The 12,512-nt window shown below is 59.4% G+C and carries 11 protein-coding genes; 6 read left to right on the top strand and 5 right to left on the bottom strand.

What is annotated here, in order from left to right; translation table 11 throughout:
* A partial coding sequence (locus tag ACRECS_RS22645; protein ID WP_431585226.1) for a TetR/AcrR family transcriptional regulator occupies positions 1-530 on the bottom strand: 530 nt, incomplete at its 3' end.
* Between the two features lie 432 nt (positions 531-962).
* Here ACRECS_RS22645 and ACRECS_RS22650 point away from each other — a divergent pair.
* The 3 genes from ACRECS_RS22650 (at position 963) to ACRECS_RS22660 (ending at position 5,618) form a co-directional block, all read left to right on the top strand.
* On the top strand, positions 963-3,140 hold the full coding sequence (locus tag ACRECS_RS22650; protein WP_431585227.1) for a TonB-dependent receptor: 2,178 nt from the start codon (positions 963-965) through the stop codon (positions 3,138-3,140).
* A 45-nt stretch (positions 3,141-3,185) separates the two neighbouring features.
* Positions 3,186-4,040 carry an alpha/beta hydrolase gene (locus ACRECS_RS22655; protein ID WP_431585228.1) on the top strand — a complete coding sequence of 285 codons (855 nt, stop codon included), beginning with the start codon at positions 3,186-3,188 and terminating at the stop codon, positions 4,038-4,040.
* Between the two features lie 195 nt (positions 4,041-4,235).
* A complete protein-coding gene (locus ACRECS_RS22660) occupies positions 4,236-5,618 on the top strand; it encodes an amidase family protein (RefSeq protein ID WP_431585229.1) in 1,383 nt (460 codons plus the stop codon).
* 356 nt (positions 5,619-5,974) lie between these two features.
* Here the strand turns inward: ACRECS_RS22660 and ACRECS_RS22665 are convergent, their stop codons facing one another.
* The 4 genes from ACRECS_RS22665 to ACRECS_RS22680 are packed head-to-tail and all read right to left on the bottom strand — an operon-like array spanning position 5,975 to position 7,502.
* Positions 5,975-6,313: a hypothetical protein gene (locus ACRECS_RS22665; protein WP_431585230.1), complete on the bottom strand. Its 339-nt coding sequence runs from the start codon at positions 6,311-6,313 to the stop codon at positions 5,975-5,977.
* Positions 6,310-6,702, bottom strand: a complete 393-nt coding sequence (locus ACRECS_RS22670) for a DUF4280 domain-containing protein (protein WP_431585231.1) — start codon at positions 6,700-6,702, stop codon at positions 6,310-6,312. The genes ACRECS_RS22665 and ACRECS_RS22670 overlap by 4 nt, the downstream gene beginning before the upstream one ends.
* Before the next feature lie 7 nt (positions 6,703-6,709).
* Positions 6,710-7,084, bottom strand: coding sequence for a hypothetical protein (locus ACRECS_RS22675; RefSeq protein WP_431585232.1), 375 nt, complete (start codon positions 7,082-7,084; stop codon positions 6,710-6,712).
* 55 nt (positions 7,085-7,139) lie between these two features.
* A complete protein-coding gene (locus ACRECS_RS22680; protein ID WP_431585233.1) occupies positions 7,140-7,502 on the bottom strand; it encodes a hypothetical protein in 363 nt (120 codons plus the stop codon).
* A gap of 852 nt (positions 7,503-8,354) precedes the next feature.
* On the opposite strand from ACRECS_RS22680, the gene ACRECS_RS22685 reads away from it, so the two are divergent.
* Genes ACRECS_RS22685 through ACRECS_RS22695 form a run of 3 tightly spaced genes read left to right on the top strand, consistent with a single transcriptional unit; the run spans position 8,355 to position 11,632 of the window.
* The gene (locus ACRECS_RS22685) at positions 8,355-10,370 is read left to right on the top strand and encodes a phage tail sheath family protein (protein ID WP_431585234.1); all 2,016 of its coding nucleotides are present in this window, start codon (positions 8,355-8,357) and stop codon (positions 10,368-10,370) included.
* A gap of 12 nt (positions 10,371-10,382) precedes the next feature.
* Positions 10,383-10,895, top strand: coding sequence for a phage tail protein (locus ACRECS_RS22690; RefSeq protein ID WP_431585235.1), 513 nt, complete (start codon positions 10,383-10,385; stop codon positions 10,893-10,895).
* 8 nt (positions 10,896-10,903) lie between these two features.
* Positions 10,904-11,632: a hypothetical protein gene (locus tag ACRECS_RS22695; RefSeq protein ID WP_431585236.1), complete on the top strand. Its 729-nt coding sequence runs from the start codon at positions 10,904-10,906 to the stop codon at positions 11,630-11,632.
* Positions 11,633-12,512 lie beyond the last annotated feature (880 nt).

Here is a 12,512-nt window from a genome sequence, read left to right on the forward strand (position 1 = left end):
ATGAGGCCACGAGTAACGGCGTTACTGAGCAATTGTATGCTCTGCGTGTGGCTATCGTTGCTGATTCCGGCAGCACGAAGAATGCAGTTACCCCATCTGAGCACACGCCGGTCGAAGCGGCGCGCGCGGGGTTCGACCTCCTTGTCCAGTTCCGGATCATTCCTGCGCGCCAAGGAAACTTCCAATGAGGCCGCTGCCTCAGGCATGCTGATGACTTCGAGATTGGCATCGACGAGATTTTCCATCGCTTCCCTTGGCGTCCGGCCGCGTCGGATAGCCTCGGCATAAATCTTGATCCGATGGGTGGAAAACTCTTCTACAACAGCGGCCATGAGTTTCGCCTTGGTGGGAAACTGATGCTGGATTGCGCCAAGGCTCATGCCCGTCGCGTCACGGATCACACTCATTGTTGCACCCGAATAACCCTGCGCGCAGAGGATATCGCGAGCGGCAGCGAGTACTTTGGACCGCGTGGAGGCGCGGCGCTCCGCATGGCTGCGCCGAGCGGCTTTAACTGAGCTTGTCATCATTCCCGTCTCATCATCGGTAAGATTACCTCACTGCATTGTCGGGCTCATGTCGAAACGCGCGTGAAGGCCGAATTCAACGCTGCGCCCACGATCCGCCCGGTATTGCCGCCGTATCGCTTGAAACGGGGAGCTTTGCCCATTTTTCGCCGCTCAGGCCTCACGTCGCTATCAAAAATTACAATATGATCAACTTATTTTGGCTTGACCATAAATAAGTTGGTTGTATTAAATATGACCCAAGGGCGCTGGTTGACCAGCAAGCTCAGGAGGATGCTTGTGAGAAATCTGCGAAGTTTTACGGTTGCAGCGTCAGGGGTTGCGCTGTGCCAATCCCTCGCCATGTCACCTGCTTTTGCTCAAACATCTGGTGGTCCAGCCGAAGTCCCTGCTAAATCGAGCACGACCCAGTCATCGCTTGTCCAAGGAGCGGTGATGCGGCCGGAATCGCTCGAAGCGGTGCCATCCGATGCTGGCGATATTGTCGTCACGGCCAACAAGCGGGCCGAAAGCATCCTCAATGTCGCAGGGGCTATCAGCGCGTTTCGCGGCGGCGATCTGCTGAAAAACGGCAGCACGAGCCTTGCCGACTTTGCGGGACTGACCCCCGGCCTCCAGTTCAATGCCGGCTATGGTACGGGCTCGCCCGTTATCCGCGGCATCAACACAGGCGCCGATTTCGGCCAGTCGGTCGGCATTACCGTTGACGGCGCACCGATCGGGCCAAGTTCGAGCTTTCAAACAGGCGGCGCAAGCTCGCTCGATCTTGATCCAATCGATCTTGAGCGTGTGGAAGTTCTCAAGGGGCCGCAAGGTACGGTTTATGGGGCGAACACCCTGGCCGGTCTAATCTCATACTCGTTGCGCGAGCCGGATCTTCAAAAGCCCAGCGCGATCGCCCGTGTTGGCCTTAGTGGTACCGAGGGTGGGGGGACGAGCCATTCGGAGCGTGCTGCAATCAGTATGCCCGTCATCGAAGATCAATTGGCCGTGCGCCTATCCGGTTTTCATGACCGCCGCGGCGGCTTCGTCGACAATAATCTGACCAATGTCGCCGACCAGAATCGCTGGCGAAGCTACGGCGTGCAGGGCTCGGTTTTGTTCAAACCCGTCGAGCGGCTCCGGATTTTCATCGCGGGGATCTATCAAAAGCAAAATCAATATGCACAGGATCAGATAGTCTATACCGCAAACCGCACGCCGCGCGATGGCGACCTCGTCAATAACGACTATCTCGTGCCGACCACCAATCGCAAGACCAGGTTTGCCGTCGGCAAAATCGATTATGATCTCGATTTCGCCAATCTGACTTCCGTGACATCGTATCAACATCTCAACGTCAATTATGCTTTCCCGCAGGAAACCGGGACGCTGAATACTATCTTCGTCAACGTCCTTCCGCTGCTCGGGGGCGTCACGATCCCCGCGCCTGGCCTGCTCAGCAATGACACGCTCAACGACTTCAAGAAATTCACCCAGGAAGTGCGATTGACATCGACGGGTAGCGGCCCGGTCAGCTGGCTTGCCGGTGGATATTACACGCATGAACGCAGCGAGCAGCAGCAATCCGTCAATGCCCGGACGATCTCGGGCGCGCTGGTGCCTGGAATCAATCCGGCGCTTCGCGTCACGATCCCGACGACACTCACTGAATATTCGGCATTCGGTAATGTCACCTATGCCTTTTCGGAAGCCTTTGACATCACTGGCGGGGTCCGTGTCGGACAAATCGAGCAGGTCAACCGAACCCTTCTCAGCGGCAGCAATTTTGCCGCCTATAAGCTGCTGTTCGTGGTCAGCGGCCTCGGTTCCGGACCGCCGGCCGATACCGGCCCGCAACAAGGAGCGAAGACGGTCGTCACCTACCTTGCCACCGCACGCTATCATTTCTCGCGCGACGGGATGATCTTCGCGCGGTTCGCGACTGGTTTCCGCCCCGGTGGACCGAATTTTCCCGTTCCCGGATTCGAGCCTGTCTATGATCCCGATCAGACCTATAATTACGAACTGGGGCTTAAGACGAAATTCTGGGATGGACGCGGCTCACTCGACGTGACCGGTTACTATCTTGAGTGGAAGAATTTTCTCGCCTTTGCCAGCGCAGGCGGCCTGAACGGCTTCGCGAATGCCGGCGATGCCCGAGTCTATGGTTTCGAAGCGGGCGCCACCCTGCGGCCGATCGATGGATTGAGCCTGTCGGGGACGCTGGCCTTTTCGGACAGCAGGATCACCCGGGTCACCGCCGCTACGGGCATCGCGCAAGTCGGCGACGCGTTGCCGAACAATCCCCGCTGGAGCGGCTCGCTGTCGGCGGAATATCGTGCACCGGTGGATTCTCGCTGGCAAGCGGTGGCGCGTGGTTCGGCGCGCTTTGCGGGGTCGCGCAACAGTTCGCCGCAATCGAGCGTCGCATTCCCGAATTATGTGCTGCCGGGGTATGCACTGTTCGACGCCCATGCCGGACTGGAAAGCGAGCATGTCGATATCGACCTGTTCGTCAGAAACCTGACTGATAAGCGTGCGCAACTGGCTGCCTATACGCAACTCGGCCCCAATCAAATCACCATCCAGCAACCGCGCACGATCGGTGCGGCGGTGACGTTCAAATACTGACGATGGCAGGCGCACTCGCTGGTAGAGTGACAAGAGGATCAAAGCATGACCGATACCACCATGTCCGCCATTCCCGGAATCGAGAGCTTCGTCGTCACGCCTGACGGCCTCGGGACCAGCTTGCGTATTTCGATCGCGAGGCCATCAGGTCAGGCGGCCAGCCTAGCATCGGCGGCGGCGTCGGTAGTCTATGTGATGGACGCCGACTATAGCTTCGGCACCGTCGTTGAAGCGGCGCGGATGGGACATTATGCTGGCGAGGTCGGGCCGGCGGTCATTGTCGGGATCGGCTATGCCGAAGAGCGGGGCGATTATGCGTTCGTCGGATATCGCCGCGCCCTGGATTTCTATCGCGGGCCGCGACGTTCACTGGACATGCCGGGGCTCGGAAAGCTCGAGCTCGGCGGCGCGGAAGCGTTTCTGGCGGCTCTGCTCGATACGGTCGCACCCGAGGTTGGGCGGCGTGTACCCGAGACGTTGAATGCAGGGCGCATATTGTTCGGCATGTCGGCTGGGGGGCATTTCGCCGCTTATGCCCTGACGCAACGCCCGGATGCGTTTTCGGGCTATGCGATGCTGAGCCCCGCATTGGTCGATTTTCCGCCAGCGCCGGGCGATGAACAAATGGTCGAAGCGGTGCGTGCGCTTCCGGTCGGTACGATCCCGTCCGGCACGGCGGTGTTCCTGTCGGCCGGTGCGCGGGAAGAGGAGCCAGGCGAAGGGCTCGCCGCCGCCTCGATCATCAGTAACGCCTATCGCATGCGCGCGGCACTCGCCGCGCATGGCGTATCCACCGAACTGGCCATTTTCACTGACGAAACGCACATCTCCGTATTCGGCGCGGCAGTCACACGGGCGCTGCGTTTTCTCGTGCCGCCGCAGGGAGTCCCTTCCTGGTAACCCGTCCCTGCCGCAAAGGAATAAACGCCTTTCCGGTATCTAGGTCTGGACCATGGGGCCTGCCATATCGGCGCCGCTTTCGATGTTGATCCCGCTCATCCGCGCTGCCGTCGGCAACTGTCCAGGCGACCCATTCTCACTCTGCGGAAAAGAGGCAGCATGACGACTCTATCGGCCGGCGCCCGGGTAAGCGACATGATGGATATGCGCGACGCGCTCGAAGCGGGGCGCACGACGCCGACCGTGCTGGTGGAACGCGCCATCGAGCGTGCGGAGGCTGTGAATTCCAGGCTCAATTTCATCGCATGGCCAGTGTTCGAGCGCGCCCGCACTCAAGCGCTTGAACCTCGCGCGGGCCGGCTGGCGGGTATCCCGACTTTGATCAAGGATATGATCAATGAAAAAGGGATTCCGGCAAGCTGGGGCGCCGCCGTACTGCGCAACTATATTCCAACAGAAGACTCGCCTTATACTCAGGCGATCTCCGATGCCGGGCTGATCTCCATTGCTCGCTCATCAATGCCTGAACTGGGGCTCAACGTGGCCACTGAATCGCCATTAGTGGGTCCCACGCGCAATCCTTGGAGCCTCGATCACACTCCTGGCGGCTCATCGGGCGGCGGGGCGGCGGCAGTCGCTGCGGGTGTGGTGCCGGTTGCGCACGCCAGCGACGGACTGGGGTCAATTCGTCACGGCGCCGCTCCGTGCGGACTGGTTGGGCTCAAGCCGTCGCGCGGACGCAATATTGGTGACGAGACGATGCGCTCGATTTCCGATCTCGGCGTCAATGGCTGTGTGAGCCGCACGGTACGCGACACCGCCGCCTGGCTTGAAGCGAGCCAGACGCGTCGTCCCGATGCTGCCTTCACCCCTGTTCCGTTTGTCACCGCGCCGATCGACCGAAAGCTTCGGATCCGCTCATACAGCGCGATCATGCGAACCGGCGAGCCGCCTGATGCGAGCGTTGGCCGGGTCTTTGCCGATACGATCGATTTGCTTGGAAGGCTGGGTCACAGCGTCAGCGATGGCCAGCTGCCATTCGATGGGCCGGGTGCCATCGATGCCTTGAACAGGTTTATCGAAGGCAGGTTCACCCGTCAGCTCGATCTCCTTTCAAATCAAATCGGCATCTCGATCGCCCCGGATGACTTGGAATATCGTTCAGCAACGCTGGTCGCGGCGGGGAAGGGGATCGGTGACGAAATCTTTTCCGCCGCGACGAGGCAAATGGAGGGGATTGCCGCCGCCTATCTCGACAGCCTGAATGAACTCGACATCTGGATGACGCCTGTCTTCAGCACGGAAATCGTTCGCATCGGCGTCTTCGGCCCTGACGTCGCTTGGTTCGACCAGCGGGATCATCTCGTTGACTATGCCGGCTATTGCTGGATCGACAATTTCGCCGGGACGCCGTCAATCAGCCTGCCCTTGGGGTTCTCCGACAACGGATTGCCGGTCGGAGTTCAGTTCGCCACGCGTTCCGGCGGTGAAGCCACGCTTCTCGCTCTCGCCTATCAACTCGAAGCAGCCCTGGAATGGTGGCGACATACGCCGCCGATCTGGGTTGGCAATGATTGAGCTCAATCGACAGGCGGAGCGGCGAACCTGTGTTGCTTGCAGGCCGAATCATGAGGATTCAGGGTGGTACCTCCGGCGAGATTCGAACGCGCGGCCTACGGTTTAGGAAACCGTTGCTCCGTCATTTGTTTGAACCGAGTGCGTCCTGAAAGCCGCATAAATCTGCGGATTTCGTGATTTTGGTTCGTTCAATTTTCCCGGCCAAGAGATATCAGGGCACAAATCGTGACACAAGGCAGGTAACCTTGAATTGATGTCGCCGTCATGTGAGCCAGCTACCGAGGGATATGTTCGGCGCACAGACCGGCCCCGGTCACATCGTCACCCTCATCTCCGGCATTTTTTGAGCTGCGCGCCTAGTGATCAGGTTGTAGCTCGACCATTCCTTCAGCGGGGTATGCGAGCACCGCCCGCGGCGGCGGCGCCAGCTTCACTGGTTTGTCCTTGAGCGCCGTGTGCATCCCTCTAGCCAAGCCTTTCAGTTCATATTGGATCATTTTCCTTGGCCTAGACAAACGGAAGAACCGATTCCGATAGAGGCATGGCTCAGCGCGCATCGGAATGCCGAAGCTTTGCTTCAGCATGATCTCGATCATTCCGTTGCGAATTTGCGGGGCAGGCATTCGCTTGGCAATTGCCGACCCGGTAATGTGACCGACATCACTCGGGGAACGGGTGAAAATGGAACGGCTCAAGCGTCGGTCGAGGCGGTTTCCTGGCCAGGCTCGTCGATTGTGATTTCGCCGAGCCAGTCGCACAGGCACATCGAGCCGGTGCAGAGAGCCGGCATCCCCTCGAGCAGCACCATCGGCGCACCGGGAAACCAGGGTGAAGTGGTGACGGGAACGCAGGGCATCGGAGTCAGCACGCCGAGGGCCGCCGCGGTCGCCGCCGCGACCTCAGGATTGGCGAGGCTGGTGCACATCACGAATGAGGGAATATTCTCGAGCGGAATGAAGTCCATGATCGTGGCCGCCGGCATTGCGTCTTCGAATACCGGCGTCTCGGGTGGCACGATCATCGGCATTGGCACGGTGCCGAAACTGCAAGAGAGCACGGCACCAAGGCTTACCAATTGCGGCATCGGCCCCTCAGCTGTTGACGATGCCCGAGAGTGTCTGCGGATCGCCCGGGCTGAGTATCTGAGTTTGCGGCCCGCTCTCGGTTGGCCAGCTTACCGTCGCCGGACTGCCGCCGCTGTTGTGCAGATTGTTGAGCGTAACGCTAGGCTCGGCGCCCGATTTCCAGCTGATTTGAATCGTGAGCGATCCATTGAACAGAGCGCTGGTCGCGGTTGAAATCACCACCTGCGAGTTGAACACGGAGATGTTGGTCAGTGCTGACGCCATGGCAACTACAACGCCATAGTCAGCACCAGGGGCGACCTGGCAGTTGGTCAACAGCACATCGACGCCGTTGCTGGCCGCGGTGCCATTTGCAAAGTTGATCGTGATCAGTGCGGTCATACCGGTTCTCCGCGTCAAGGGAGAGAGGGCCGCCGCAATGCGACGACCCGCTCGTTCAGCCGTTGAAGTCGCTTAGTGTGATCGACTCGCCAGACGAAAGTTGCTGATATTTGGTGCCATCGTTGGTCGGCCATTGCAATTCGACCGAACCGGAGAAATTGTTCGCGGTGAGCTTGGGATCGCCCTTGCCGCTGGACGACACCGAAATATTGGCAGTGCCATTGACTGGGGTGTCCGGCGACTGGTTGTAGAAGCTGACCGACCCGCTCGACACGTTGAGGTTATTGAACTGGAATGACCCCGACAAACCGAACGAACCGTGGTTGTCGAGTGAGATTGTACCGTTTTCGATCACGATCGTCGCTGTGTTCGCGGTGAAGGTGGCATTCTGATATTGTACTTGAACAACTCCGGTCATTTCTTCTCTCCTTCTCAATTTACTTACGTCCACAGGGATTAATTTATATCATTTTCTTCCTATGTTGTGATTGATCTTCCTGCTGTCGCTGGTTGGATTGGTTTGGCAACCGGAGCAGGAGCGGACCTGGCTGGTACCGTCTTTTCGGCGGAGGTCGCAGCGACAGGTCTTCCTTCTCGGTCGCGCACACCCTGACCTAGAGGTAGTGCCCAATAGCTCGGACCGATTATGCGTATTTGCTCCACAACGGTTGCGATTGAGGTTTGAATATTTTCGGGCACCTGCAACCATCCGAATACGAACGCCTGGTTGCACTTGATCTGCAGCGTTATTGGCAGAACGGGCGGCGGGCTCGTGATATCGAACTGAATGCGTTGCGGCTGAAGGAAAATATTACTGATGAGTACGGGCGTATCCGAGTAACTCGCCCCCAACCTGACTGTCGGTATTGATGTAAGCAACAGTATCTCTGCTCCAGATGCGACAGGGAAATCAATCCTGACCGCTGTTGACGGCAGGTTGTGCAGGATGAAGTCCAATTGGTGCCGCAATATTGGATTGGTATCGGCCCCCATGATCAGTGCCTTCTCCAAAATTTCTGGTATAAAATGACTTAACTGTTCCGTTGTCCGAGTCAAATAGACTCGGAGAGAGAATCGATATAAGTAATGCTATTGGTATGCACAGCTTACGTCAAGCTGAACCTTCAAGCTTAATTTACATCCATTTTGGTAATAATCGACGGGTCGAGTCAGCGGACTCTCGATGCGGGCTCGAAAATGCTTCTTGATTTGTACAAAATTTGAGAACATCAGGTAATTTGCGTATCGCGGCCGTAGAGAGAGTCATCAAATGCTTCAGCTGACATATCCCGGCGTATATGTTCAGGAGCTTCCAAGCGGTACGCACACGATTGCTGGTGTGGCGACCTCGACAACAGCACTTGTCGGATATCTGACTCGCGGACCCATGAACATACCCGTGCAATGTCTCAATTTTGGAGATTTTCAGCGGGTTTTTGGAGGGCTGGACCAAAGCAGTATTACGAGTTTTCAGGTATCGCAGTTTTTCCTGAACGGTGGCACTGAAGCGTGGATCAGTCGCCTGTGCGGGTCCTCGGCACCGCCGGTGCAGCCAACCACCACGTTGATCGGTGCGACTCCCCCGACGACTCCGACTCCGGCGGCCAGTGGCCCGCCGGCGCAGTCGAAGGGAGCCAACGTGCTCCCGCTGCAATCACAAAATCCCGGGACCTGGGGGCAGAATATATTCGTCACTATAGACTATATGACGAATAAATTGAATACATTCAATCTGACGGCGACTTTGTATTCGACGAGCAGCAACAGCAATTCTACCAGTACGAGCTATAGCGTTGCTCAGACGCAAAGCGTTCCAGGAGTGACACTGGATATCGCTCAGGCAAATTCAATTATAGAAGTTATGCAATCTTCTTCTAATCAGTTTGCACAGTTGCTGGCAATACCAAATATTACCACGACGCCGGCAGCTCTTGTTCCATTTGCTAGTGGCACCACGCTCACCTTTACGCCGCCAAAGTCTACAGCAAAAGGGGTGACCTTCACGATCACGATCGAGCCGCCGCCGGTTGCAGGTAAACCCGCAACGCCGCTGACGGCGCTATTCACCATGACGTTCAACGTGACGACCGTCGCTGATCTGATCGCAGGAATTCAGGGCGCACTTTCGAATGCGGCTGGAATGCTCGGAATACCGAGCCTCGCGAGCGCGACGGTGCGCAGCTGCTTGTCGCCCTATCCGCCTACCGCCGGGCAACCACAGGCACAGTTGGTGCAGGTCTGGTCACCGGACCCCGGCCTGGCTCAGTATCTGATCGGCGTCACGGCAAACCAGACGGGGCTGTTCGCGACCCTCCAGACCAATTACCAGGCTCAGCAGCTCACCTTCAAAAGCCAGACCAATCCCGATGGCGTGATCCCGGCCGGTTTCGACGTCGCGGGCAATTCGGTGACGCGGACCGGCATATATGCGCTCGACGCGATGCAGATCGTCAACCTGCTGCTCGTCCCCGACATGCCCGCAATGCCTCAGTCCGATTATCTGACGGCGGCGACCGCGACGCTCAACTATGCGCTCCAGCGCAAGGCATTCGCGATCTTGGACATGCCCGACACCGTGCAGTCGCCCTCCGACACGGTCGCCTGGGCGACCGCCACTCCGGGGACCTTCGGCACCGGCATCATCAGTGCGGCGACCTATTTCCCGCAGTTGCTCGTGCCTAACCCGTTCTCGACGCAGCCGCTGCAGATCGGCGGCAGCGGCACGCTCGCGGGCATTTATGCCCTTACCGACCAGACTCGCGGCGTATGGAAGGCACCTGCGGGCATTGCCACGCCGCTCGCCGGTGCGCAGCAGCTTTCCTATGTCATGAACGATCCGGAGAATGGCCAGATCAACCCGCTCGGGATCAATGCGCTACGCACCTTTCCGATCTACGACAATATTTCCTGGGGCGCGCGCACGCTGGCGGCGGCCAACATCGCCGACGAAGATTGGAAATACGTCCCCGTCCGCCGCCTTGCGCTCTACATGGAGCAGAGCCTGATCCAGGGGCTGCAATGGGTGGTGTTCGAGCCCAACGACGACCGGCTGTGGGCGCAGATCCGGCTGAGCGTCAACAGCTTCCTTCATCCACTCTATTTGCAGGGCGCCTTTGTCGGGACGTCGCCATCGCAGGCTTATCAGTGCATTTGCGACGCCTCGACCACCACTGCCGAAGACATGGAGAATGGCATCGTCAATATCCTGATCTTGTTCGCGCCGGTCCGGCCGGCGGAATTCGTCGTCATCAGCCTGCAGCAGATGGCCGGACAGTCTTCGAGTTGAGGATAGCCAACAATGCCGAGCGTCTCCGCATCAAGCCAACCGCCCGATCCCTATCTCAACTTCAAGTTCCGCCTGAAGTGGAACGGCAAATATGTCGCGGCGGTGAGCAAATGCAGCCCGCTCAAGCGTAGCACGCAAACGGCGCCGTTCCGCGAGGGGGGTGACCCGAGTTCGTCGCATGTGCTTCCCGGGCAAACCACGTTCGACCCGATCACGCTCGAACGCGGTGTGACGCAGGACCTCGAGTTTGAGACTTGGGTCAACCAGGTTTGGAACTTCCGCGGAGGGCCCGGCAGCGAAAGCTCGCTCGCCAATTTCCGGCGCAACATCACGCTCGAATTCTACAACGCCGCCGGACAGCTGGTCTATTCGTACAATATCTATAATTGCTGGCCTTCTGAATATGTTGCGCTTCCGGAACTTGACGCCAGCGCGAATGCGGTCGCGATCCAGACACTGGTCCTGCAAAACGAGGGCTGGGAGCGCGACACGAGCGTCAAAGTGCCGCCGCCGCCCAGCTATTGACCGACGTCGTGACTCCGCGTCCGCTGAGTGCCGTCGAATTGCTGGATGCCGTGTCGATATGCCGCGATCGCCCGGCAATCGAGGCTGGGGTGTGCCTGGCGGCGCTGAGCATGTCCGAGCTTTCGCTTGAGGCGTGTGCGCAACTCGCAATTGGCGCGCGCGATGCCGCCCTTGTAAAGCTTCATGCGGCGATGTTCGGGCACCAGCTCGAGCTCGCCGCGGAGTGCCCGCACTGCAGGACACGGCTCGACGTCAGTCTGACCACCGATGCTTTGCTGATCGAATCCGATGCTGACGACACGGCACCCATGATCGAGATCGACGGGCAATGCTTCGGAGTGCGGCCAGTGGACAGCGCCGACCTAGCGGCGGTCGTCGATATTCCCGATGCCGAGGCTGCCCGCGCACTGCTGGCGATCCGTTGCCTGGTGCCGGCCGAGGGAATGGACCTGCCCGATACGCTTTCCGATGCCGATGTCGATGCGATCGCCGTTGCGCTTGCGAAGGTCGACCCGGCAAGCGATCCCTATGTATCGCTGACCTGCTTTGGCTGCGAAGCGACATGGGACGCGCCGGTCGATATCGCGCGCATTCTCGCAACCGAGATTGAGGCTGCGGCGGATGCACTGATGGACGACATTCACGATCTTGCGCTCGCTTATCATTGGAGTGAGGACGCAATCATCGCGCTCGCCCCGGCGCGCCGGCATGCCTATCTTCAGCGGCTGCGCGCATGAGCGACATCCTATCCCGCCTGGTTGCCCGCGCCCAAGGCAGCCCGACCAGCCTCGCACGGCGCGTCCGTTATCGTTTCGCGCCGGTTGACGAACATGCCGAGGGGTGGGCCGGATATGAAGGGGACGACGCGGTTGGCGAGGTATTTGGGACGCCCGCCCGAGAGGAAACTTCCAACCGATCGCGCGCAACCGCTCCCGCTGAGGGGACAGAGGTGCGCCATTCGCATCCGGATGAAGACAAAGATTCTGCAGTTGAACCGACAGAATCCACCATCATGGTCGAGCAGCCGCCGGCAACCAGGGCGATTCACGCTGCGCGTTCAGAGGGGGGAGAAGCCGCTGGCCGCTTCGAACCGCTAAGCACAACTGATACTCATGTTGAGCGATCGTCGCCGGCCGCCCGATTGGTGTCCCGGTCAGCGGTTCAGCACGTCACCGGCTTGGGCGCGGCGGCCTCGGCTGACGTCAGCGAGGACAGGCCAGCCATCTCGACAGGGCTGTCGGCACGACGCGACGCTCGGCCATCGACAGCGACCATGCCGCATCCAACGGCGCCAGATATCATTGCGGAAAAAACATCGCAGGAGCCTGGCGCAACCTCGCCGATGCGGAATCCCGCCCAAGCCGCTGCGCCTGGACGGAGCGGCGCCCGAACGGGACCCGCGAGGCCAGCGGTCGCTTCGCCACCGGCAAATGTGGCGCCTGTCGCGCAACTTCGCGCCGATCCGACAATAGCCAGCCGGCCAGCCGCACAGGTCCCTCCATCCCGACTCGGGTCGGTGGCACCGATCGTGGAGAGCGGCCACACCGGGATGGTGGATGGTGGTCGCGCTGCCCCGCGCGAAAGACCAGCTACCGCGCCGATGGACCTTGCTCCGGT

Source organism: Sphingomonas sp., from assembly GCF_050725575.1.
Taxonomy (GTDB): domain Bacteria; phylum Pseudomonadota; class Alphaproteobacteria; order Sphingomonadales; family Sphingomonadaceae; genus Sphingomonas.